This window comes from Pseudomonas sp. ATCC PTA-122608 (assembly GCF_001952855.1).
GTDB lineage: Bacteria > Pseudomonadota > Gammaproteobacteria > Pseudomonadales > Pseudomonadaceae > Aquipseudomonas.
This window is the reverse complement of the sequence record NZ_LPNO01000035.1, coordinates 326,568-350,386: the sequence shown is the minus strand read 5'-3', so window position 1 is coordinate 350,386 and position 23,819 is coordinate 326,568. Positions and strand designations below refer to the sequence as shown.

Genomic DNA, 23,819 nt, shown 5'->3' with positions numbered 1-23,819 from the left:
CGCAGCCATCTGGCGCACGCCCCCGAGCCTGGCATCCCTTGTCATGTTGATCTGCTCCGAAAATTCAAAGTACCGGGGCTGCCAAACAGCTCAGGTCACCAGGCCACCGTCCACGACCATGACCTGGCCGGTGATGTAGGCGGCGTCGTCCGACAGCATGAACGCCACCACCTTGGCCACCTCCTGCGGGGTGCCGAAGCGACGCATGGGGATGCGGTTTTCCATCTCGGCTACGCGCCGCTCGTTGAGCTTGCGGGTCATGTCAGTGTCGATGAAGCCCGGCGCCACGGCATTGATCCGCACGCCACGGGCGCCGAACTCGACCGCCATAGAGCGCGTCATGCCGACCAGCCCGGCCTTGCTCGCGCAATAGTTGGCCTGGCCCGCGACGCCGACCAACCCGGAAATCGAGGCCATGTTCACCACCACACCATGGCCCTGCTCGACGAACAGCGGCAGGACCGCCTTGCAGGCGTAGAAGGCACTGTCGAGGTTGCCGCCGATCACGTCACGCCAGTGCTCGGCGCTCATCGCCAGTGCACCGCGGTCGCGAGTAATACCGGCGTTATTGACCAATCCGTCGAGGCAGCCGAAATGCGCGACGCACTGTTTGACCGCCTGCGCGATGGCACTCGCGTCACGCCCGTCGGCGCGCACGGGCAACACCTTGTCCGCCCCCAGCGACGCCACCAATTGTTGCGCCTGCTCGTCGCTATTGAGGTACGTGAAACACACGTTCAGGCCTCGCGCCGCGAGGTCTGCGACCACCGCCGCGCCAAGCCCGCGAGAGCCTCCGGTGACCAATACCGTGCGCATATTCGCGTCGTGTGCGTCAGATGCAGTGTTCATGGGCGTGCCTCCCTGGCAGGTTTGTCGAAGGAAAAGATCTTTCCGGGGTTAAGAATGTTGTCCGGGTCCAGCGTGCGCTTGATCGCGCGCATCATCTCCACGGCGCCCTCGCCCGCCTGGTCGAGCAGGTACCCCTGCTTGTGCAGGCCAACACCATGCTCGCCGGTGCAGGTGCCGGCGAGGCGGATCGCCCGCGCCACCAGGCGATCGTTCAGGGACTCGGCCAGCGCCCTTTGCTCGGGGTCTTCAGGGTCGACCAGATAGCCGAAGTGGAAATTCCCGTCACCCACATGCCCCACCAGGAAATACGGCATGCCGGTCGCATCGACTTCGGCAATGGAGTCCAGCAGGCACTCGGCGAGGCGGCTGATCGGCACGCAAGTGTCGGTGCTGATCGCCCGGCAACCGGGGCGCGACTGAATGGCCGCAAAATAGGCATGGTGCCGCGCCGTCCAGAGCCGCCGCCGGTCCTCCACGCTGGTGGCCCACTGAAACGCCTGGCCGCCCCAGTCACTGGCGATCGCCTCCACGGCCTGCGCCTGCTCGCGCACGCCCAGCTCACTGCCATGGAACTCCATCAGCAACATCGGCGCCTGGGGCAATTCCAGCTTGCTGTGCACATTGACCATGCGCACGGTGTTGGCGTCGATCAACTCGATACGCGCCACGGCGATCCCGGACTGGATCACCTGGATCGCCACGTTGACCGCCTGGTCGATGCTGTCGAACGAGCACACCGCAGCGCAGATCGACTCCGGCACGGGGTGCAGGCGCAAGGTGATTTCACTGATGATGCCCAGGGTGCCTTCGCTGCCGACCATCAGATGAGTGAGGTCGTAGCCGGCACTGCTTTTCTTCGCCCGGGTACCGGTGCGGATCACCTCGCCGCGAGCGGTCACCACCTGCAGCGCCAGCACGTTTTCTTTCATCGTGCCGTAACGCACCGCATTGGTACCGCTGGCGCTGGTGGCGCACATCCCACCGATGGAGGCATCGGCGCCCGGGTCGATGGGGAAGAACAGCCCGGTGCCCTTCAGGGCTTCTTCGAGTTGGCGACGGGTAACCCCCGGCTGCACGGTGACGGTCATGTCTTCGGCATGGATCGCGAGGATCTGGTTCATCTGGCTCAGGTCAAGGCTGATACCGCCCTGCACGGCCAACAGGTGGCCTTCGACCGACGAGCCAGCACCGTAGGCAATCAAGGGCACGCGGTGGGCGGCAACCAGGCGCACCGTGTCGACGATGTCGTCGGTGCCCTGGGCGAACACCACGGCCTGAGGCAACGGTGCGTCGACATAGGCCGACTCGTCACGGCCGTGCTGCTCGCGCACCGCGGTGGCAGTGGAAAAGCGTTCGGCGAAGCGTGCGGCAAGGGCCTCGATCAATTCGGCCGGCGCCTCACGCAACGCGCTGCGGAAAAGAGCCTGGGCGGGAACTGTCATGTCATCTCCTTATTAGCGTGTCAGCGTCCATCGAACCTGCGGCATACCTGGCGCTGGGCACCCAGGCCAACCACTTCGGCCTCCACCACATCGCCCTCACGCAGAAAAGGCTGGTCCGGGCGCCCCAGGGCCATGCCACCCGGGCTGCCGGTGAGGATCACGTCGCCAGGGTGCAGGGTCATGAAGCGGCTGAGGTAGTGAACCAGGTGGTGCACGTCGAAGATCATGTCCTGGCTGTTGTCGTGCTGCATAACCTCGCCATTGACCCGGCAGATCAACTCCAGCGCCTGGGGCGACGGCACCTCTTCGGCCGTCACCAGGTAAGGGCCCAACGGCGCAAAACCGTCGAACGACTTGCCTTTGATCCATTGCCCGCCCCGCTCCAGCAACCAACCGCGCTCGGACAAGTCATTGGCGGTGCAATAACCGAGAATGCAGGCGGCGGCGTCGGCGGGCGTGGGCAGATACTGGACCCGTCGCCCAATCACCACGCCCAGTTCCACCTCCCAGTCGGTCTTGTCGCCGTCCAGAGGCAACACCAGTTCATCGAAGGGGCCGCCCAGCGCGTGCACGGACTTGCTCGACACAATGGGCTCGTCCGGCACCGGCATGCCCGCCTCACGGGCATGCCGGTGGTAGTTCAGGCCGATCGACAGGATCTGCCCCGGGCGCAGCGCCGGGCCGATGCGTTCATGCTCGGTGTGCACCTGGGGCAGCGACGCCCAGCCCTGGGTGAAACGCCGAGCCAGTTCCGCGACCACCGGAATCGCCAGCGACGCACCGGCCCAGTCATCAACCCAGGCACTCAGGTCACGCACCGAGCCATCGACGGCGACGGCGCAGGGACGCTCGCGCCCCGCTGCACCGACCCTCAGCAGGCGCATGACACGGCCTTGCGCGGGTTGAGGAAGCGCTCGAAAAACGCGCTCTCCTCGTCGCTCATGGTCCGTGGGTAACGCCCTTCGTAGTTGAACGGCGCCATGGTGGTCGATGCCAGTGCGCACAAGGTCTCGCCATCGCGCACTTCATACTCGATGGTCACCGCCGCCGCGCGGACCTCGGACACCCACATGTGAATCGCCACAGGTTCGTGACGGTGCACCAGCGGGCGCTTGTACTCGATCGCATGCCTGACCACCACCGAGCCGCCACTGAAGAACGCGTCACCCTGCTCGGCACCCAGGCGCCAGATGAAGTCGACCCGCGCCTCCTCCAGCAGGCGCAGGAATGAGACATTGTTGACCACCCCATAAACGTCCATGTCAGACCAGCGGACGGGGCATTGATAAACGTGCACGGACATGGGGCTCTCCGGAGTGGCTGGGCGCGCAGCGAGCGCGCTGGCGGTATCAGTCGACATTGGCATTGACCTGCTTGCAGAAGGCCTGGATGTAATCGTCCTGGGCGATCGGCGCACGCAGCAGTTCGGGCGACAGACCGAAGCCGTCGATCAGCATCGACACATGCGGGCGCAGGGCCACGCACTGCTGGTCGATCCGCCCCGGCAACGACAGGGCCTGGCCGGCGTCGATCAGCTCATGGGCCAGGTACCAGGCGGCGTCGCGGCGCAGCAGGTTGAGCCCGTAGAGCGACGCCAGGCAATTGAGCGCAGCCTTGGCCTCGTCCTGTTGTGCATGCAGCGAAGCACTCCAGAGCTGCTCCAGGGCAAGACGCTCACCCCGCAGGCGCGCGAGTTCCAGGCCCGGGTTCATGGCGTCGTTCCACACCTCGAAATAACCGCGCTCGTCGGTGTTCATCTCCTCGCGAATCGTCAGCCACAGCTGGTGCTCGCGAAAGGCGATCGCCGCGATCAACCACTCCGGCTCCGCCAGCCGCCGTGCACGCACAGGGCGCAGTGGCTCCGGCCCTTGCCAGACCTGGGCCAACAACTGGCCAGCCACCGTTGCGAGCAACACCAGGTTGTCGCCTTCAGCCGTCACCAGGCCTTGCAGCAGCGAACCGTAATCGGCGATGCGGTTGGCGCTGAAAATACCCTGGGCACCGCAGCGTTCGCGGCACTCGGCAATCACGGCGCTGGCATCCCAGGTCGCGAGTGCCTTGGTGATATTGATCAGGCTGACGACATCGACAGCCGGCTCAGTCGTGTTGGCCAGGAAGCGGGCCTTGGCCTCGTTGAGCAGCAGGGTCATCGCATAGGTACTGGCCAGCGCCGAGAACAGCGGCACCTGGTAGCTACGGTACTCGATGACCGGCATGTCATTGGTGCCCGGAGCGTTGGTCAGGCGCTGCTGGCCGTAGCGCAACGCGATGTACAAGCTGGCACGGCTTGCACCCTGCGCGGCACTGGCCACACACAGACGGCCCGGCACGATCCGCGACATGGCCCGCAGGAAACGCGACCGCGCATTGCCCGCGCCGACCACAAAGTGGCCGTCTTCCGCGAAGTGGCCCATGTCGCCATGCAGCAAGCTGCTGCGTGGCACCCGCACGTTATCGAACCAGGTCAGGCCGTTATCCAGCCCTTGCACCGGTTTCTCCGGGCACAGCGCGGCGCGGATACCCGGGCACAGGCCGGCTTCGGTCGACAGTCTGACGAGAAAGGGGAATACACCGTAGTCCTTGCCCTCGATCTTCAGCCGCGCCATCACCGTGGCGACTTTCGGAATGTCGCCAAACCCGCTGTAAGACATGTACTTCTGCGCACTCACACTCGGCGTATTGAGCGTGAAGGTCTGGCTCTGCCGGTCGTACACGGCCTCGGTCTGCAACGCCGCGACGTTGTTGCCAAAGCCCAGTTCGGTCGCCATGTAGGGCCCGAACGAGGTCAGGCCGTCCAGTGCCTCGGTGAGGTCGGCAATGTCGGAACGGTCCCGGGCATGGTCGAACACCGTGCCCAGGCACAGGTTGTAGTGGACCATCAGCAGCGAGAAGCTGGCGACGTCCAGCAGGCTCGGCCATTCAGCCAGGGCAAACAGCCGGCGCGGGTTGGCGAGAATCTCCAGCGGGCGTTCCAGCGCCCCATGCACGTGGCGGCTGCGGGCATAGGCCAGCCGCCCGGCCTGCTCCATGTTCAGGCCCGACTGCGGGTCAAAGATCGGGTCGAGCAGTACCTTGCGGATACTCTGGTGATGGCTTTCGAACGTGCCACCAAACAGCACGTCGCGCAGTTCATCGCGCGCTTTCAGGGCGTCAGCGCCCGGGATGCTTGAATCAGTCATGACATGTCCTGTGCAGTGAGCGGCAGCGTCTCAGGCGACGAACACCAGTGAGACGTTCTGGCCGCCAAATCCGAACGAATTGGAAAGCGCCACCTTGATCGGTTGAGTGCGGGCCTGGCCCTGGACCAGGTCAACCGCGATCAACGGGTCGGGGTTGCGCAAGTTGGCCGTCGGCGGTACTTGCCCGTGCTCCAGGGCGAGCAAGGTGTAGGCCGCCTCGATGGCACCAGCGGCGCCCAGCAGGTGTCCGGTAACGCCCTTGGTCGAACTGACTAGAATCTGCGGCCCGAACAGCTCGGCAATGGCCTTCGACTCGGTCACGTCGTTACCCGGCGTCGAGGTGCCGTGGGCGTTGACGTAATCCACAGCGCCCGCCTCGATGCCCGCATCACGCAGCGCACCTTGCATCGCCAACCGCGCGCCGAGCCCCTGAGGGTGAGGCGTCGTCACGTGGTGAGCGTCGGCAGAAGCGCCGTAGCCGAGCAGGCGTCCCCTGCTCCGCGCACCACGGGCCTTGGCATGCGCCTCGGACTCGAGCACGAATATCCCCGCGCCTTCGCCGATGACGAAGCCGTCCCGCGCCACATCGAACGGGCGCGATGCGCCGCCCGCATCGGTGTTGCGCGACAACGCCCGCATCTTCGCAAACGCCGCGACATACAGCGGGGTGATCGGGGCTTCTGCACCGCCGGCCACTACAATGTCGCAAACCCCACGGTTGATCAGGTCCTTAGCCATGCCCAGCGCCGAAGCGCCGGAAGCGCAGGCCGAACACGGCGCCAGGCACGGGCCGCGGGCGCCCAGCTCAATGGCCACCTGGCCGGCAGCCATGTTCAGCAGGCCCATGGGCAGGGTCAGCGAGGAAATATCATCGGCACCTTCGGCAATCAGCACGGCGTGCTGTTGCTCCAGGGTGGCGGTGCCTCCCGCGCCCGAACCAATGATGACGGCCACGCGACTCTCGTCTTTCCAGTTACCCGCCTCGAGCCCTGCATCCTCCAGGGCCTGGCGCGCAGCCAGCAGCGCGAATTGCGCGTAACGGTCCCACTGCCAGGGGCTTTTCACCCCCAGCAGGGCGCTGTCGAAACTCGGTACTCGGCAAGAGATCCCCACCGGCAACGCTTCGAGGGTCTTGTCTGGCGCGGCGGTGGCTTCACCTGCCAACACCCGCCGCCAGTTCGCCTCGATGCCAATGCCGGCCGGCGTGACCAGGCCGATGCCGGTCACCACCACAGCCTCGGCGCCCATCACACCTTACCGTTGGCCAGCGCCAGAACGTCACCGACCGTGGCGACGTCCGAGAGCTGTGCATCACTGATTTGCACGCCGAGTTTCTTTCTCAGCAACTGGGCCAGGTCGACCTGCGACAGCGAGTCGAACCCCAGGTCTTCGAGCGAAGCTTCGGGAACGATACGGCTTTCTTCGATGTTGAAACGCGCGGAAATGGCTTGGGCGATTGCTTCGTTACTTACGGTCATCACATGACTCCTGTTGTGTGGAACTGTAGGTTGGGAAAAATCTGAATCAGTCTTGCCACTCACTGTTGCGGGTGGTCAGTTGCGGCCAGCGCAGCACGGTAGAACCCCACGAAAGCCCCGCACCGAATGCGCTCACCAGTACCCGCTGGCCGGCCTGCAGGTCGCCGCTCAGGGCGAGGTCATTGAGCAGCAGCGGAATGGAGGCGGTCAGGGTGTTGCCCAGGCGCTGGATATTCGCCGCCACTTTTTCAGCGGGCAGGCCCAGCTCGAAGGCCACGGATTGCAGGATGCGCACATTGGCCTGGTGACCGACGAACCAGTCCACCTGGTCCATCGACCATTGCGTACGGTCCAGCACGCTTTGGGCCGAGGTAGACATGCGGGCGACGGCTTGTTCGTAGACCGCGCGGCCGTCCATGTGCAGGTAGAACTCGCTTGGCGCTACCGTGCCATGGCCCAGCCCGACGCTGGCCGAACGCTGTCGCGAGCCGCCCGCCGGAATCGCCAGCAAGTCCGAACGTGCGCCGTCACTGCCCAGGTCGAAGCAACCCAGCGCGCCGTCTTCGTCAGCCTCGCCACGTCGCAACACCACCGCCCCGGCACCGTCACCGAAGATCGGCCGGGTGGCGCGGTCATCCGGGTTGACGAAGGTGGTAAACGCTTCCGCGCCGATCAACAAGACGCTGTCGGCAATGCCCGCAGCGATCAGCCCGGAAGCGGTCGCCAGCCCGTAGACGAAACCGCTGCAGGCGGAGGTCATGTCATAGGCGGCGATATCACCCAAACCCAGTGCCGACGCCACTTCCGGCGCCACCGCCGGGCAGATGCGGTCTGGGGAAGTGGTCGCGACCACCACCGCTTGCACCGCCCGCCCACCCGCCGAAGCGAGCGCCCGGGCACCGGCCTTGATCGCCAGGTCGCGTACGCTCAAACCGTCACTGACCATCCTTCGTTCACGGATGCCGGTGCGCGATTCGATCCACTCGGGGGTGGTATCGAGCCCGTCGGAAATCTGCTGATTGTCAATTATCTGAGGCGGAAGACAGCCTCCCAGGCCACACAGGATCACAGTCACGATCAACTCCCTTGATTCAACGATGGTTCAGACGGCCTGCGATGTCGCGCCAGGCCCTAAGTCACTTCCTGGCGTCTCGCCTTACCCAGCGACCAGCCGAAATTCATGCCGGCCGCCGCCAACAGGATGGCGGCCGCGCCAACCACCTGCAGCACGCCGAGTGGATGGGCGAAGGCCACCCAATCGACCACGATGGCAACGATCGGATAGATGAACGAAAGCGCCCCCACCAATGCCGTGGGAATTTTTTGAATGGCGCTGTACAGCAGGGTCGACATGAGCCCCGTGTGAACCACGCCAATGATGATCACGTAAGTCCAGGCCCCATCGATCGCGTCCACCGTGGAGAAATCCACGATCGGCGCCAGCACCAGGACGCCCACCACCATCTGGATCAGCACGATCAGATGCGCGGGCAAATCCTTGAGTCGCTTGGTGATCGCCGCGGCCACGGCGTAGAAGAAGGCCGAAGCCAGGGCCAGGCAAACACCCAGCAGGTAATCGGCGCCGGTGGCCTGGCCGCTGCCCTTGGCGGACACGATCAGCATCAGGCCGGCGAAGGCCACCAGGAGCCAGCCTACCTTGGCGGCATTCAGGCGTTCAGCAAAGAACAGCACACCCAGGCCAACCAGCATGAAAGGCTGAATGTGGTAGACCACCGTCGCGATGGCAATGGAGGAATAACGGTAAGCGCTGAACAGCAACACCCAGTTGAGAATCAACGCCACCCCGCCCAGGCACACCAGGATGAATTGCCGGGCAGTGATCCGGGAACGCCGCAGTACGCCGAGCGCCAGGCACGCCACCAGCATCGCCATGGCGCCAAACAGGCAGCGCCAGAACACGACGGCTTCGGGACTCTGGCCCGACATGATGACAAACCAGCCCACCGTGCCGGAGATCACCATGGCCGAAATCATTTCGAGCGTTCCACGGGCTTGCGACTTCATCACACACTGCTTCCTTGCGGCAGGCATTGCCGTAACCTAAGCCACCTGTTTGCTGGCCAGGGTTCGGCAATACGAACTTTATAATGAACTAATGACCACTATACTGAACAAGGTGTAACAGAGCGTCAACCCATTTTAGGATGATCTATAAAACAAATGAACGACATAACGAACAACCTGTTCAGCAACAATCCGAGTCGAATTGATCTGCTGGCCCTGTCTATCAAGCGCGAACGTCTGGCTGCCGGGCTCTCGTTGACCGAATTGGCGAAACGCGCGAGCGTGGCGAAGTCGACCTTGTCCCAGCTGGAATCCGGCATTGGCAATCCCAGCATCGAAACGTTGTGGTCGCTGGCCATGGCGATGGGGTTGCAAGTCACCCGGTTCTTCGAACAGCCCCAGCAAAACCTGCGGGTGATTCGTGCCAACGAAGGCATGACCACCTATGCCGAAACCGCCAACTATGCGGCGACACTGCTTGCCGATTGCCCGGCGGGGGTGCGGCGCGATATCTACCGGCTGAAGGTCCAGCCTGGTGAGGTGCGCCTGTCACAGCCGCACCCGGCCGGCACCGTCGAGCACGTGGTGCTGTGCAGCGGCAGCGCGAATATCGGCCCGGCCAATGAGCCCGTGCTGCTATACGCCGGCGACTACATCAGCTACCTGGCGAATGCGCCCCATATGTTTGAGGCGCTTGAAGCGGATACCACCGCGGTGATGGTGATCGAACACCCCTGACGCGCGGGCATGTGCCCTCAGGCATGGATCGGCAGGGCCAACCCGAACAGTACGAAGAACCCGCCACAGACTTTATTGAACCGGCGCCCGGTTCGAGCCAGCCAGGGCCGGACCCGGTGCGCAGCGCTGGCCACCAGGTATTCAACGATGAACTCCACCACGGCGTAGGTCAGCGCGATGGTGATGGTCTGCGCGATGATGCTTCGGTGGGAATCCAGGAAGGGTGGAATAAACGCCGTAAACAGCAGCAAGGCTTTGGGGTTTGAAATCGCCGAAACCAGCCCCTGGCGGAACAGCGACCAGCTCCGCGAGCTGGTCGCGCCGGTCGCCTCAAGGCTGACCGGTGCCGCCCGCCACAACCCGAAGCCCAACCAGATCAGATACAGCCCGCCGGCCACCTTCAACGCAAAAAACCAACTGGCCGACGCCTGGATCAGCGCCCCCAACCCCAAGGCGCAAAGCGACAGCACGATGGCAAAACCGAGCACGCCACCGGTGATGGTGAACAGCGTCTTCCGATTGCCGTGAAGCGCGCCATGGGTCAGCGCCAATAACGCATTGGGCCCCGGCACCACCGCGATGCCGAAGCAGGTAACCAGGTAAAGCAGCCAGGTATCAAAGGGCATGGTCCGATCCAGTAGGTGTGATCCAGGCCAGAATCTTGCGGGTGAACAAACAGTCATGAAAAGCGCATAATTCACGTCACAGCCATTCGATTAACGAATAGAGGTAAGCGCGATGCCGGCCAGTGACTTGCAACTCGATTGGCTCAAATGCTTTGTGGCCGTGGTGGATGCCGGCTCCTTGTCGGGTGCCGCCCATGAGGTCAACCGCTCGCAGTCCGCCGTCAGCATGCAGATGAAAAAACTCGAGGCTGCCCTTGGACGGCAATTGTTGAGTCGAGGCCCCCGGCACCTGCAACTGACCGCCGACGGCCAGACACTGCTGGGCTACGCCCGCCGCATGCTCGCCCTCCACGCTGAAACCCAGGCGGCGTTCCACGGTGAAGAGCTGACCGGGCGCATCCGCCTTGGCGTCGCGGAAGACTACGCAGCCAGGTACCTCACGCCGCTGCTCAAGCGTTATTCGCCGCGCTACGCAGGGGTGGAAATCGAACTGACTTGTGAACAGTCGACCACGCTGATCCCGCAGTTGCGAAGCGGCGACCTTGACCTGGCGCTGGTGTCCAGGGATTCGCCCCAAAGCGGCACATTTCTGTTCAAGGAACCCATGGTCTGGGTCGGCTCACCCCAATTCGAACTGTGGCGACGCGACCCGCTTCCCATCGCCGTCTATGAAAGCGCAAGCCTGGCGCGGCGTTATGCGGTGAATTCACTGACCCAACAAGGGCGCGAGTTCAAGGTGGTCTACAACAGCTCCAGCCTTGCCGGCCAGGTGGCTGCGGTCGAAGGTGGCCTGGCGATTGCCGCTATCACTCAGTGCACCGTGCAGCCATCGCTTCAGGTGTTGGGTGAGGAGCACGGCTTGGCGGCCATTGAACCCATGGACGTTTCGATTTTGCGTAGCCGGGCCTCTCGCAGCTCTAAAGCGGTGAACAGCCTGCATGCGTTTATCATCCGGGCGCTGAGGGTTCAGCCTTAGTGGAGAAAGCATCACGCTAAATCCACGCCTGAACACCAACGCGAGAGGGTCACCCAATAACCTGTGGCGAGGGAGCTTGCTCCCGTTGGACTGCGCAGCAGTCCCCTCCCCCGTAACCGCTCCCCCCTCACTGGCCCACTGGGAACTCAGCGGGCGACACAGAAGCAACCGCTCAACTCAGGCCGTCTTATCAACGAGACTGATGATTACTATCGAACCGGTCGCCTATTGGCTTACCAAAACCCATTCCTATAATCGCCTCCACTTTCCCCCTCCCGTCTGCCCTCAGGCGAAATATCCTCCCGGAACCCGACACCATGCCAAGCGCAAGCCGGGCCCCTAGCGGCCTCCCTGAACATAATCAACAAACCGTCCTGCAGCAGTGGCTGGCGATTCTCTCGGTTGCCGTGGGCGCCTTCGCCCTGGTCACCAGCGAATTCCTGCCGGTGGGCGTACTCAACGACGTCGCCGCCGACCTCGGCATCAGCGCCGGCCACGCCGGCCTGATGGTCACCCTGCCCGGCATCATGGCCGCCCTCGCCGCCCCGTTGCTGTCGGTGGGCATTGGCGCCATGGACCGTCGCTACCTGCTGATCGGCCTAACGCTGATCATGATCATCGCCAACATGGTGGTGGCCTACGCCAGCGACTTCAGCCTGCTGCTGTTCGGCCGCGTATTGCTGGGCATCAGCATCGGCGGCTTCTGGGCCACGGCCATCGCCCTCAGCGGCCGCCTGGCGCCCAAGGGCGTGGGCGTAGCGAAGGCCACCTCGATCATCATGATGGGCGTGACCCTGGCCACCGTCCTCGGCGTACCCGTCGGCACCTGGCTGAGCGGCCTGATGGGCTGGCGCATGACCTTCCTCGTCACCGCGCTGGTCGGCATACCGGTACTGCTGGCACAGATGTTCCTGCTGCCCCGGCTCGAACCGGAAAAGGCCATCCGTATCAGCGACCTGCCGGCCCTGTTCATCAACCCACAAGCCCGGGTCGGCTTGATCGCCGTGCTGCTGATCGGCCTGGCGCATTTTGCCGCGTACACCTACGTCGCGCCGTTCTTCAAAAACAGCTCCGGCTTCGACGGCCCGACCATTGGTTCCCTGCTGCTGCTCTACGGCGTGGCCGGCGTAATGGGCAACGTCTTCGCCGGCTTCGCCGCCAACCGCAGCGTGCGCCACACCTTGTTGCTGGTGGCCCTGATGATCGGCACCAGCACCGCCCTGTTCCCCTACTTCGCCACCGGCATGAGCGGCGCCGTGATGCTGATCGCACTGTGGGGGTTCGCCTTCGGCGCCTTCCCGGCCTGCGCGAGTATCTGGATGTTCGTGGTCGCGCCCAAGGATGTGGAACGTGGCATGCCGCTGTTCGTGGCGTTGTTCCAGGTGATCATTGCCGTGGGCTCGTTCTTTGGCGGGCAGATCGTCGACAAGATGGGGACGTCGGTGCTGTTGAGTTTGGCGACGGCGTTGGTGGGCGCTGGGTTTGTGACGGTGCTGGTGTTGGGGCGCAAGGTGAGTAATAGCCTGGCGGCGCAACCGGCCTGAGAAAGAAAAACGGGACTGATTGATTTCAGTCCCGTGGCTTGAAGCAGTGAGCACGGCGCCTTGCTCCATTGCCTACAGTTGCGTCAGAATCCGCCGGCTTGTGCACCTGGGTGGGCGTCTCTAAGGTTGCTCGGTCGCTGAAACCTCAGTGATCGGGTTTAGTAGCCCGAGGTTAACTGCAAGTGCATAAGCAGCATCTATCAGACCTTCTTGTCTGTGCTTGATGGTGGCTGTGCGCAGGGCGTCTTCGGACGCGCCGGCTTTTGTAGTTTCCCCGGTCTACTAACCTGCGTACAGCCGCCACCCCACTTCGTTTAGTAGCGATGTGGTGGCGGCCCAGCTCAGGAAAACTACTGATATGTTCAAGGTAACGCCGAATCCTCCGGGATCTCCCGATTTGAAACTCAACCAAGCCGCGCACCGCGCCTTGCATCACTATCTCAATCCCTCCTCCGCCAAGACCGCCCCGCCGTCGGGTACGCTGTTCAGTGTGGCTGGTGATGCCAGCAGTGAAAGCCTGATTACCAATAGTTATGAAACCTTCGCCTCGGTCAGCGCGTTGCTGCTTGATCTGTCGGATGAGCTGAGCGGGAAAGACCGTGATGTGGCGTTGGCGATTCACCAGCTTAGTGAGTTGGGGGTGCTGTTGATGGGGAAGCTGATGGATCGGGAGGTGCCGTGTAGCTGAAATCAGACGTAGTCCAATAGCACTTACCGTTCAGTGCACGCAATAGATTAGCCGCTGGGGCGTTGTAGGCATCTACAGCGGCTCAGCGACGGCACACGTGCCAAGGCACTGCTTTTCTCCGACTATACTGAATGTCGGATTTCGGCCAAAAGAAGCCACTCAAATGTCTTTGCATATTCAGGAAAAATTCAAACATCTTGCCCGTACGCGAGGCACTATGCCACTATCCTTTAATTGCAGCGATAAATTTTCGCCTGAGCATGGAAGAAGATTAGTGGAGAACTCTCCGCATTATATGGAGCCATCATGTCGCTTAAAGATTTTTATATGCATTCTAAAACTTCCATCGGTTACATTATTGTATATGCAAAAAACAACCGTTTTTTTGTTAGCGTAGCGTTGTTTGCAGTGCTTGCATGTAGTGCTGTATTTGGTGCTTTGTATCTTCATTTTTTGAAAGCGTTAACATACCTATATTAGCGGTTGCCAACCACGAATCGGCAAGTTATTGGGGTCAGCTTGGTGACTTTGCTGGTGGTTTTTTGAATCCGTTGCTAAGTTTCTTAGCGCTAATGGCAGTTTTAAAAACCATGTCCCTACAGAGAGCGGAGATGAAGGCTGCCCAGCAAGAGGCCAAAACCGCTACTCAGGAACAACGGCAGCAAACGGCCGTCTACTCAAGACAAATGTTTGAATCAACATTGTTCGGTATGCTAGATGTGCATTCGAAAATACTGGCCGATATCAAATATACAGGATCGGCAAACGATATTAGCGAAGGTCGATATGCAATTGAGAGGATTGCAAAAAGCTTCAAAGAAACCAAAGACTACAAGGCAGGATCCTTTTTTCCCGAGTTAGTAACTGATGAAGAAATTCAAAACCAAATTGAACAATTTTGCACTCAGTGGAAAAGCTCAGTCGGCCATTACTTTCGAAATCTCTACTGGATTATGAAAATGATTGACTCTAGTCAAGATACACCAATTGACAGTAAAGATTTAGATATTTTAACGTCAAATAAAAGAAGACGATATACAGACTATCTGCGCAAAAGAAGCTATACCAATATTGTACGTGCCCAGCTAAGCGACTCAGAGATGGCACTACTGCAGATTAACTGCCTCGGACCTTACGGTACAGATTTAAAGTACTATGCCGAGAAGTACTCCTTATTGAAGCCACTAGGGAAAAAACACTTTGGCGGGTGGGCACAGTACATGTCAAGCCAATTCAACGGCATTGCCTTTCTAGGATTGGAACATATTGATGCTGATAAGATAATGAAAATGACAGCCCATAGAGTTATGCGAAACACGTCAGCGATCAGAAATAATAGTTAATAACTATTTGATTCAGGCGTTGATGATCTCCCCGCGCCCGTAAATCGTCGTACAGTATTTGTCTCGCTCGACGTCGGTCGTTCGATAGTTTATGTGTAATGGGCATCTGGACGCCCCATTTTGCCAAATGTAGTCAGGGAGGAGGTCTGCTTCTAGCCTTCGCCATCGTCTGTTACAGGTCGGTCTACAACTCTCATGAAGAGCTGCTTGTGGCCGTTTTCAGCCAGTCACGACAAGCAGGAAACGGCCAGAAGCAGCCCATCGCGCCAGAGCCAATTTCCCTTCTGGACGAAAACGCGGTTCAGACCATGTGTACCTTCAGCCTGAACGCTTAATGCGGCCGGATTACCGCTGCTGCGCGGTCCTATACGCGCAGGCTATGTGCCCGACGAACTGGAGCGGGGCATGCTGCGGGATATGAAGCGTCAGTGCTATACCACGCGCTGGGATGAGGTTATTCGAGTAACAGGCAGAGTTTTTGTTTAAGGTTTCCGAATTTGCAGATATTCACGATGTCTTCATCGCTGAATGATAAGCGCTTGTAAATGTTCAGTTCGAATATGGACTCTAGTTTTTGCCCTAGAATCCAAAGGTTTCGACCTTTAGCGGCCCGCTTTTCTGCAGCTGAGTCGTAATGTGTTAGATAATTTCTGGTATCTACGATTTTGCGAACAATGCTATTGATTGTAGCTTTGTCTCCGAAATGGGATTCGAAGGGTTCGATTAGTTTTTTGATTCTATTGGCTTGAGTAATCTCATTACCATGCTGTAGTCGACCAAATAGCCAATCGTGTTTTTCTGATGGGCAAGATATTAATAGTTGTAGGGTGAGCGCATGAAAGTGCTCCGGGTCCATTTGAGTCGCTGTATGTGTGCGCCGACTGAACGTCTCCAATCCTTGCATTAGTGATAAAAACTTCGAGTCTAAATATTTATGCGTTCCATTCTGAGTTGAGAAATAAAGGTTAAAAGCAGGGGACAATAATTCATAATCATCTAGCCACTTTTTAAGAATATCAGGGAAACGATCGCGAATTTGAGGGTAGGCAAAGCGTAGGCCGTGCCGTTTGACGTCTGGTTTGGATTCTGAAAAAGGGAGGCTGGGGTAGAAAAGCTTTACCTTGATAGACTCGCCGCTATCTGTCGAGCTACCTGGAACCTTGGCGTTCACAGAGTGCATGGATAGTGAACAGGCTGTGGCGAAGCAAAGCAGGTTAGTTATTTTATAAGCGATGTCTGTGAAATAACTAAAGCATTGAGGCTCTGAGGTTGAGATCTTGATGTACGCAGATTGGGTGATCTTTGCTTCGCTGTATGTGGGGAACCCTGGGATTGTGTAAGCAAAGCAAATTGATATTTCGCAACCGGATTCACTGTATACAATAATCGGTTGTTGTGGTTCGTACATTATCGTTGCAGTGTTTTCACTGTGTTCTACCTTGATGCCGCTGGTTCGAAGCCAATCATCAATGCCTTCAATGCTAAAGCTGAACTCTGAAAAGACTGTCTCTTCCTCTGCTTCATAGACGGCTCCTATGGTAGCGCGACCGACCCGTATGCGAGATGTAGCGGGCGCTCCGAATGCTACGTTTCTATTTATATAGAAGCAGTCGTCGAGAGTTACGGCACCAGCTTTTTCCAGATTCCCAATAAGTCGACCAATATGATAATCATCTAAGGTCATTAGATCTGTTTCTATTGTAGTTATTTCAAGCTCAATATCGCCACCATCACTTATTGTGAGAGTGCCCTGGAACTGTTTCTCAGGGTTATTTGGTGTAGAGAAAAATCCAGTTCTTTTAAATTCGCTTTCCAGCCTCATTTGATTCCCTTCGACATAAAATTTTGATTCCCGCGATAACGTATAGGGCATCCATCAGGCTCAGCATGCTAAACCCAATACCAACCTACCTTCGGCTCTACTGATTCGTCCATTCTCGATCTATAGCCCGCTGCGCACTGTTCTTGCTGCTATAGAGATTCCGTAGCACTGCGGCTTGCTCTGGTCGCCTGCAGTGATGGATTTCTCGGTACCGGATTTAGCGTCGCGGTAGTAGGCAATAATGCCAGTGTAGTTGCCGCCAGGGTCGTCTGCCAAATCGTCATGGGTCGAGATTGACGACGAGCTAAGGATACGGACGATCTATCCCCGCAAGCGTCTTCTGGAGGCCAGTGTCAGGTGTTTCATAGATTGTATGGTCGAAGAGCTTGGAAATGCTCCAACGCCGCTCGCGAGAATCGATACAACGAGGCAGCGCTAGCTAAAGCGAAGTGTTTCCGAAGGCGCTTTGGGCCCTGTCACAGGACGTGCACGACGCAATTGTTGAGCGGCCGCTTTTGGCCGACAGTAGCCCCTCGTGATAGCCCGCCGGCCAGCCAGTGAGCCACTTCAACCCTATCGGTCAGCCAACAAAAACACCCCGCACTTCAACCAAAGGCGGGGCGTTCTCTCCAGCATCACTTCACATCAATCACATCGCCGTATGAAAAATCTGCTCAATCTCATCCTGATTGGCAGGACGCGGATTGGTAAAACCGCAGGCATCTTTCATCGCATTGGTTGCCAGTGTCGGAATGTCGTCAGCCTTCACACCCAGCTCAACGAGGCCGCTCGGAATCCCCACATCCGCAGACAGTTTACGGATAGCCGTAATAGCCGCCGCAGCACCCTTCTCCGCATCCAGTTGCTGAGTCTCAACCCCCATCGCATGGGCGATATCCTTAAACCGGGCCGGGCATACGCTGGCGTTGAAGCTCGATACATGGGGCAGCAGGATCGCGTTGCACACGCCGTGAGGCAGGTCGTAGAAACCGCCCAGTTGGTGCGCCATGGCGTGTACATAACCCAGCGAAGCATTGTTGAAGGCCATGCCGGCAAGGAATTGCGCGTAGGCCATGTTTTCCCGGGCGGTCATGTTGTCACCCTGGGCAACGGCGGTGCGCAGGTTGGCCGAGATCAGTTCGATGGCTTTGAGTGCGCAGGCATCGGTGATGGGCGTGGCCGCGGTCGACACGTAGGCTTCGACGGCGTGGGTCAGTGCGTCCATGCCGGTGGCGGCGGTCAGGCCTTTGGGCATGGCGGCCATCAGCGAAGGGTCGTTGACGGATAACAGGGGTGTGACGTTGCGGTCGACGATGGCCATTTTCACGTGGCGGACTTCGTCGGTGATGATGCAGAAACGGGTCATTTCACTCGCCGTACCGGCGGTGGTGTTGATGGCGATCAGTGGCATTTGTGGTTTGGCGGATTGGTCCACGCCTTCGTAATCACTGATGTGCCCGCCGTTGGCGGCGCACAGGGCAATGCCCTTGGCGCAGTCGTGGGGTGAACCGCCGCCCAGGGAAATAATGAAATCACAGTCGCTGCGGGCCAGCAGTTCAAGGCCCTTCTCCACGTTGCTGACGGTCGGATTCGGTTTGGCGCCATCAAACAGGGTAGAGTCGATGTCTTGCTGGGCCAACAGGCCGGCGACCTTGGCCGCCACGCCGGCTTTGGCCAGGCCGGCATCGGTGACGATCAAGGCTTTGCGGAATCCGTACTTGCGGATTGCGAGCATCGCCTCGTCGAGGCTGCCAATGCCCATCATGTTCACGGAGGGAATGAAGAAGGTGCTACTCATGATAAATCCTCTTTTTATTATGGAGACACGGGAGTCAGTGAGGTTTTCTACTCATCTCGCAGGTGATGCGGCGCGTTTACGCTGCAATCGTGGACAGGCCGTCGCAGGCGGTTTCTTTTGTTCACGGGGTTGAGCCTAAACCTATGGCGTCAGGCTGAAATGGTCCTTTAGCTGGCATCGGCTCCTCCTTTAGTACTGGGAGGCAAACGGCCCCAACAAGGCGGGCATGCGACCTATCGGCCCAGAGCGGTCATTTGAATTGTCTATAAACCACAAGCGCTTTAGCATCGTCGGCCCATAACCGATGGTCGACAGGCGCGCCGCGATGACTAGCTCTGCACACATTTGCTACAACTCAAAACACACTGGTTTGACGTTGTCAGACGTTGCCAAACATCTGCGAGAAAACGCCTCGTGGCGCGTCTCGGTAACGGAGTGGAGCGGCTATGGGATGGTCATCCCACAATTGCTTGTCCATACCCCTGTCCCTTTTCTGATTCAGATAGAGGACGACCCTGATTGGGTACCTGGGGAAATTCAGGAAATCATCGAATGGGAAAACCTCGATCAGAATGCGGAGATCGCGCAAAAAATCGCTCAATGTGATGCCCGACTGGCCATCCAGTCGACCACCCCAGACCAGGTCATCAGTGACGGATCGTCGATAACCGTCTCTACACTCGGCGTGGCGATAGACCCTTGCGACCCAGATATTTCGGCTGTGCTGATTATGTTGTGTCGCAAGCTTGAAGGCGTCATTCACGATTGTGTAAATGGCGGGGTCACTGTTCGCTGATCAACAGCCTTCACCCACCCTTCTGTGCAGGAACTGAAAAAATGAGCATTGATTGGATCAACTTTACGCCTTGGACGTCATTAGGCGAGAAAGCGTTGTTTCTTCTTGACCTTGGTGATTGCGGGCGTGCTCGTCGGCGTGGGAACCCGGTACGGCTCCGGCTGTACCAGTGGTCACGGAGTGTGTGAGAGGCAGCAGTCGGCCAAAAGCTGCCATTGAACGACTGCATATTCGTTACGCAGTGCGGATTGCATCGGTCATGATATCGAGTGCTTCGACGGCCGATTGCCCGGGTCCGGAATGCGTAAATCCATGATCGCAATTGGCGAAATCCAAATGACGCACGTCTACCCCGGCGGCCGCAAGACGCATTGCATAATATTGTCCACCCGACCTCACCAAGTCGTTCTGCGCTGTCAGAATGAGCGTTGGCGAAAGACTATTAAAGCTATCGGCTAATACCGGGGATGCCAGCGGTAGCACGCGGTCCGCCAGCTTTGGCAAGTACAGGCTTTGAAAAAAGTTCATCATTGAAGGCGTTAGCACTGATGCATTCCCGACCGGTACCAGGGGCTCATTGATGTCCCACGAAAAATCCAGTCCTGGATAAATCAACACTTGCAGGCGAGGTGCAAGATCCTTGCGATCTTTCAACTGTTGAGTCACGGCCGCGACAATGGTGCCTCCAGCGCTAAACCCACTGAGTGTGGGGGTGTCCGCAAGAAGCCTATACTCGTGCGGTGAGGTCATCATTCGCTCAATGACATCGCAGGCTTGCATGATTGCAATTGGAAAAGGCGCCTCAGGTGCTAACGCATAGTGCACATTAATCACCGCGCGGCAGGCTTTGACAGCAATATGTCGACAGATCAAATCGTCCTGCCGAGCAAAGCCGACCACGAAACCACCACCATGGAAATTGAAATGCGCCGGCAGTGCGTCCTCCACTCCCTGCGGTCGATACTCAGTAATAGTCACCGTTCCGTGGTGGGTTTCTATCCGCTTCCTTACCACATGAGCGGATAGTTTCCTGATGCCTAGTGTGCCGCCTACGCCCACGAAAAAAGGAGCAGCGCAACGCAGTAATAGCACCCTCGCCCATCCGATCACCGTGATGTGTTCGACACCCTCCCGTGCAACAACGGTATTACCCTTTATTAGTAACAATACCGTTACTGACAATGTGATGGTCGCTGCACACATCCATGCCAAAAGCTCAGAGGTCACTGCGCGCGCTCCGTTGTGAGTTCAATATTCAGGAACATCGACGCGCCCCTCTGCTACGGCGACCATTTCTGGTGATAGTGGTTTTTCCCTGAGCAGCAAAGCCAATACCAACGCAAGCACCATTAAAATCATCGCGCCTTGGAATACGCTGTGAAAAGCCGCCAACATCGCTTCGGCAGTTGCCGCGTGTGCCATGCGGGGGGCGAGCACGGCACCAAATATGGCCGCGCCAGTAGCTCCACCAAGGGTTTTGAAGAAGTTCAGAGCGCCAGTTGCGACACCCAGATCGTCGTAGGCAACCGCGTTCTGCCCTGCCACAACCACAACTTGTATGAAGAACCCGAGGCCGATGCCCAGTACCGCGAGGAAAAGCACGATGAGCCATAGCGCCGTGCCCACATGCAATCGCCCCAGCAGGTAAAGCCCAAGCCCCGCAAGCAGTGCGCCCAGGATGGGGAAAATTTTGTAACGACCGGTTCCAGAAATGATCGTACCGGTCAACATGGTTGCACCGATCAGACCTGATAAAAGGGCAATGATGCTGCTGCCAGCGCCTAGAGCGGACAGTCCGAACACGTTTTGCAGCATGAGCGGGACGAAGAGCAAGCCAACAAAAAGTGTTGCCGTAGACAGGAAGAACAAAGCCGATGAAACCGAAAAAATGTCATTGGCAAACAGTCTAAGCGGCGTGATTGGCTCCGCAGCGAAGCGCTGTACCTGCACGTACGCCGATAGGGCGATCACACTTATAGCCGTCAGCCCCAGTGCTTGCCATGAGCCCCATCCAAACGCGTGTCCTCCTTGCACCATCAGCAGTAGAAATGAACCCGTGAAGAGGGTCGCGAGGAGTGCACCACCTACATCCAACTGGTGTGCTATTGAACGAGCAGGCAAGTGCAAGCGAACGGCGATCAAATAGAAGGCTAGCCCTCCGATCGGAACGTTGATCAGAAAAATCCAGGGCCAGCTCCATTGGTCCACAATGAACCCACCCAACAGCGGGCCGACGATAATCGCCAAAGCAGGGACTACCCCGAGAATGGCCTGATAGCGCCCTCGGTCCCGTGCCGGAACCAGGTCGCCGACAATCGCCATGACCAGGGAGCTGAGCCCTCCTGCACCGATGCCTTGGAAAGCACGAAAAACGATCAACCAAAGCATTGTTGGGGCAAGCGCGCACAGCACCGAACCCAAAACAAATAATGCGATAGCCACCTGGAGCACTTTTTTACGGCCCTTCATGTCACCCAGCTTGCCGAAAATCAGCGTGCTTATTGCGCTCGTGAGCAAGAAAGCTGTGGCGACCCATGATGCGTGAATACTGTCGTGCAGATCCTCACCCATGCGGGCGAGCGCGGTGGCAATAATGGTTTGGTCGAGTGTCGAAATAAACAAGACCAGCATCAGTGGCCATAGCATTGCTGAAAGCGCTACTGCCTTCTCAGGCTGTACAGCGTCGGAATATGGGAAGTTGTTATTTAGCATTGGCGTATTCTCTGATGTAGGTCATTCAGACTTGTGCCATGCCGCCATCGATGGCCAGAACACTTCCCGTCATGTAGGACGAATCGGAGCAAGCGAGGAACAACGCTGCGCGGGCAATTTCCTCTGCCGCCCCCCAGCGTTTCAACGGCACGGCGGCGCAGACATAGGCGTCCACGTCAGGCTGCTCATAAGCCAATTGCGTCAGCGGGGTCTTGACTGCACCTGGGCTCAGCACGTTAAACCGCACTTGCCGGAGAGCCATTGCCTCATCGTTGGCGAATGTACGAGCCAGGCTTCGCACAGCAGCTTTGGACGCCGCATACAAAGGGTCACCCCAGCGCCCCAGGTCTGCAGCCGCTGAGCCTGTCAGGATCACCGACGCCTCTGCCGCCAGTAACGGCAATGCACGCTGGACGGTGAAAAAAGCACCTTTGAAATTGAGATCTATCATGGTGTCGAATGCTGATTCGTCTACTTCCCTCAACGGTGGACTGTGTGAAGTCCCAGCATTCACCAACAGAACGTCAATGCGGCCGTAACGCGCGGATACAACGCTCATCACGCGGTCAATATCCTCCAGTTTGCTGATATCGGCCGCCACCGCCGATGCTTGCAACCCTATGAGCTTGACGGCCTCGCTCAGCTTTTTGGCGTCGCGCCCAACGATAACCACTTGAGCACCGTGCTCATGCATCAGCTGCGCCGAAGCCAAGCCAATTCCGCTGGAGCCACCCGTTATCAGAGCGACCTTGCCCGATAATTTAAGAACTATTTCAGCCATAAAATCATCCCACGCAGTATTTTGTCATCAAGTGATGACTTAGATACTCCGCGATGGATTTGTGTATGTCAACAGTTGATGACAAGATGTCGCCACGACAGCAGTTAACGGTCCTCGCCTCAATCATGCTTACTCCAAAAGCCGCTTCTCCCTCACGTAATGCGTTGCAAACCCGACAACGCATTTTCGACGCCGCACGGCGATGCTTTTCATCCAAGAGCTACGAAAACGTTGGCATACGCGAGATTGCGAGAGAGTCTGGGGTAGACGCTGCGCTGGTGAGTCGCTATTTCGGCAGCAAGGAACAATTGTTCGAACACGTCATTCAAAATGCATTCAATGTCGACGAGCACCTGCCTGCAAACCTGGAGGACATTGGCGCTTTCCTCGTAGGGCAGGTGTTAAATGACAAATCTGAGGCTGACAATGATGGCTTCAACCCGCTGCGCTTGCTGTTACTGGCGGCAGCTAGCCCAGAGACTTCGTCGGTCGTATCAAGCCGCTTTAAACAAGAGTTCGTGCACCCGCTAGCGCTCCGAATAGGCGGTAGAAATGCTAGTGCTCGCGCTGCGTTGATAGCGTCCTACGTAATCGGAATCGCCACTATGCGGCATTTACTTGATTCACCCGATCTCAATCTGTCTTTACAGGACGAGCCTGTAAGCTTGGTCGTCGCTGCGATCCAGTCTTGTGTTACCCAACCAAGCTGAAAATTCGGTGGCAACCTCTTTGCAAGACAGATCTACCGAGTGCATAAGCCTAAAACTCTTCAAACGAGCCAAAGACGAACGGCGGCTAAAGGGCGGAAACCACCACTTGCGATTGGCCGCTATTGGCCGATTGCAGCCCCTCGTGACAAGCCTCTATTCGCCGTTTCCAACCTAAAGCCCCGCCCAACAACGCCGATAACCTCCTACCACTAATCAATCCCCGCCCCCCTACACCTGATTCGCTCCCCGCATGCCCGTATGGCACGTCGCATGCTTGCCTCACCCCGGCCTGTCCACATGGAGTACGAGTGA

Annotated in this window: 22 protein-coding genes and 2 pseudogenes; 8 read left to right on the top strand and 16 right to left on the bottom strand. The window is 58.5% G+C overall.

Going from position 1 to position 23,819, the window contains the following annotated elements; translation table 11 throughout:
• Positions 1–90: 90 nt before the first annotated feature.
• The 9 genes from fabG to AU074_RS24735 are packed head-to-tail and all read right to left on the bottom strand — an operon-like array spanning position 91 to position 8,973.
• Positions 91–849 (bottom strand): 3-oxoacyl-ACP reductase FabG, encoded by a 759-nt coding sequence (fabG, locus tag AU074_RS24775; RefSeq protein WP_256576956.1) that lies wholly within the window; start codon positions 847–849, stop codon positions 91–93.
• On the bottom strand, positions 846–2,291 hold the full coding sequence (locus AU074_RS24770; RefSeq protein WP_076016946.1) for an FAD-binding oxidoreductase: 1,446 nt from the start codon (positions 2,289–2,291) through the stop codon (positions 846–848). The genes fabG and AU074_RS24770 overlap by 4 nt, the downstream gene beginning before the upstream one ends.
• Positions 2,292–2,311: 20 nt before the next feature.
• Positions 2,312–3,175, bottom strand: coding sequence for a fumarylacetoacetate hydrolase family protein (locus AU074_RS24765; RefSeq protein WP_076016945.1), 864 nt, complete (start codon positions 3,173–3,175; stop codon positions 2,312–2,314).
• Entirely contained in the window at positions 3,163–3,594 is a 432-nt protein-coding gene (locus AU074_RS24760) for a thioesterase family protein (RefSeq protein WP_076016944.1), read from the bottom strand. Before AU074_RS24760 ends, AU074_RS24765 begins: the two co-directional genes overlap by 13 nt.
• Positions 3,595–3,640: 46 nt before the next feature.
• On the bottom strand, positions 3,641–5,470 hold the full coding sequence (locus AU074_RS24755; protein ID WP_076016943.1) for an acyl-CoA dehydrogenase: 1,830 nt from the start codon (positions 5,468–5,470) through the stop codon (positions 3,641–3,643).
• Between the two features lie 30 nt (positions 5,471–5,500).
• The gene (locus AU074_RS24750; protein ID WP_076016942.1) at positions 5,501–6,718 is read right to left on the bottom strand and encodes a beta-ketoacyl synthase; all 1,218 of its coding nucleotides are present in this window, start codon (positions 6,716–6,718) and stop codon (positions 5,501–5,503) included.
• Positions 6,718–6,948, bottom strand: a complete 231-nt coding sequence (locus AU074_RS24745) for an acyl carrier protein (protein ID WP_076016941.1) — start codon at positions 6,946–6,948, stop codon at positions 6,718–6,720. The genes AU074_RS24750 and AU074_RS24745 overlap by 1 nt, the downstream gene beginning before the upstream one ends.
• Positions 6,949–6,994: 46 nt before the next feature.
• Complete coding sequence (locus tag AU074_RS24740; RefSeq protein WP_083676730.1) at positions 6,995–8,023, bottom strand: beta-ketoacyl-ACP synthase III; 1,029 nt, start codon at positions 8,021–8,023, stop codon at positions 6,995–6,997.
• 56 nt (positions 8,024–8,079) lie between these two features.
• Positions 8,080–8,973: a DMT family transporter gene (locus AU074_RS24735; protein ID WP_076016940.1), complete on the bottom strand. Its 894-nt coding sequence runs from the start codon at positions 8,971–8,973 to the stop codon at positions 8,080–8,082.
• Between the two features lie 156 nt (positions 8,974–9,129).
• Here AU074_RS24735 and AU074_RS24730 point away from each other — a divergent pair, with 156 nt between their 5' ends.
• Positions 9,130–9,711 (top strand): helix-turn-helix domain-containing protein, encoded by a 582-nt coding sequence (locus AU074_RS24730; protein ID WP_076016939.1) that lies wholly within the window; start codon positions 9,130–9,132, stop codon positions 9,709–9,711.
• 17 nt (positions 9,712–9,728) lie between these two features.
• On the opposite strand, the gene AU074_RS24725 is transcribed toward AU074_RS24730, so the two are convergent.
• Positions 9,729–10,337, bottom strand: a complete 609-nt coding sequence (locus AU074_RS24725; RefSeq protein WP_076016938.1) for a LysE family translocator — start codon at positions 10,335–10,337, stop codon at positions 9,729–9,731.
• A 112-nt stretch (positions 10,338–10,449) separates the two neighbouring features.
• On the opposite strand from AU074_RS24725, the gene AU074_RS24720 reads away from it, so the two are divergent.
• The 4 genes from AU074_RS24720 (at position 10,450) to AU074_RS24705 (ending at position 14,888) form a co-directional block, all read left to right on the top strand.
• Entirely contained in the window at positions 10,450–11,313 is an 864-nt protein-coding gene (locus AU074_RS24720) for a LysR family transcriptional regulator (RefSeq protein WP_017475279.1), read from the top strand.
• 317 nt (positions 11,314–11,630) lie between these two features.
• Entirely contained in the window at positions 11,631–12,857 is a 1,227-nt protein-coding gene (locus AU074_RS24715; protein ID WP_017475280.1) for an MFS transporter, read from the top strand.
• Between the two features lie 358 nt (positions 12,858–13,215).
• The gene (locus AU074_RS24710) at positions 13,216–13,545 is read left to right on the top strand and encodes a DUF6124 family protein (protein ID WP_076016937.1); all 330 of its coding nucleotides are present in this window, start codon (positions 13,216–13,218) and stop codon (positions 13,543–13,545) included.
• 611 nt (positions 13,546–14,156) lie between these two features.
• On the top strand, positions 14,157–14,888 hold the full coding sequence (locus AU074_RS24705; RefSeq protein ID WP_159442640.1) for a putative phage abortive infection protein: 732 nt from the start codon (positions 14,157–14,159) through the stop codon (positions 14,886–14,888).
• A gap of 454 nt (positions 14,889–15,342) precedes the next feature.
• Here the strand turns inward: AU074_RS24705 and AU074_RS24695 are convergent, their stop codons facing one another.
• The 3 genes and pseudogenes from AU074_RS24695 to yiaY all read right to left on the bottom strand — a co-directional run bounded on the left by AU074_RS24695 (position 15,343) and on the right by yiaY (position 18,508).
• Entirely contained in the window at positions 15,343–16,761 is a 1,419-nt protein-coding gene (locus AU074_RS24695) for a HEPN domain-containing protein (protein WP_143503671.1), read from the bottom strand.
• 46 nt (positions 16,762–16,807) lie between these two features.
• Positions 16,808–16,989: pseudogene (locus tag AU074_RS34630) on the bottom strand (phage late control D family protein); the annotation flags it as partial.
• Between the two features lie 370 nt (positions 16,990–17,359).
• Positions 17,360–18,508 (bottom strand): L-threonine dehydrogenase, encoded by a 1,149-nt coding sequence (gene yiaY, locus AU074_RS24685; protein WP_076016933.1) that lies wholly within the window; start codon positions 18,506–18,508, stop codon positions 17,360–17,362.
• A 325-nt stretch (positions 18,509–18,833) separates the two neighbouring features.
• Here yiaY and AU074_RS24680 point away from each other — a divergent pair, with 325 nt between their 5' ends.
• Both AU074_RS24680 and AU074_RS34975 read left to right on the top strand, forming a co-directional pair.
• Positions 18,834–19,304 carry a hypothetical protein gene (locus tag AU074_RS24680; RefSeq protein WP_143503669.1) on the top strand — a complete coding sequence of 157 codons (471 nt, stop codon included), beginning with the start codon at positions 18,834–18,836 and terminating at the stop codon, positions 19,302–19,304.
• A gap of 105 nt (positions 19,305–19,409) precedes the next feature.
• Positions 19,410–19,490, top strand: a pseudogene (locus tag AU074_RS34975) (YeeE/YedE family protein); the annotation flags it as partial.
• 48 nt (positions 19,491–19,538) lie between these two features.
• On the opposite strand, the gene AU074_RS24670 reads toward AU074_RS34975, so the two are convergent.
• Genes AU074_RS24670 through AU074_RS24660 form a run of 3 tightly spaced genes read right to left on the bottom strand, consistent with a single transcriptional unit; the run spans position 19,539 to position 22,797 of the window.
• The gene (locus AU074_RS24670; protein ID WP_083676721.1) at positions 19,539–20,531 is read right to left on the bottom strand and encodes an alpha/beta hydrolase; all 993 of its coding nucleotides are present in this window, start codon (positions 20,529–20,531) and stop codon (positions 19,539–19,541) included.
• Between the two features lie 21 nt (positions 20,532–20,552).
• Positions 20,553–22,016 carry an MDR family MFS transporter gene (locus tag AU074_RS24665; RefSeq protein WP_083676720.1) on the bottom strand — a complete coding sequence of 488 codons (1,464 nt, stop codon included), beginning with the start codon at positions 22,014–22,016 and terminating at the stop codon, positions 20,553–20,555.
• A gap of 25 nt (positions 22,017–22,041) precedes the next feature.
• Positions 22,042–22,797, bottom strand: coding sequence for an SDR family NAD(P)-dependent oxidoreductase (locus tag AU074_RS24660; RefSeq protein WP_076016931.1), 756 nt, complete (start codon positions 22,795–22,797; stop codon positions 22,042–22,044).
• A gap of 65 nt (positions 22,798–22,862) precedes the next feature.
• Between AU074_RS24660 and AU074_RS24655 the strand changes: the two genes are divergently transcribed.
• Positions 22,863–23,507 (top strand): TetR/AcrR family transcriptional regulator, encoded by a 645-nt coding sequence (locus AU074_RS24655; protein ID WP_076016930.1) that lies wholly within the window; start codon positions 22,863–22,865, stop codon positions 23,505–23,507.
• The last annotated feature ends 312 nt before the right edge of the window (positions 23,508–23,819 follow it).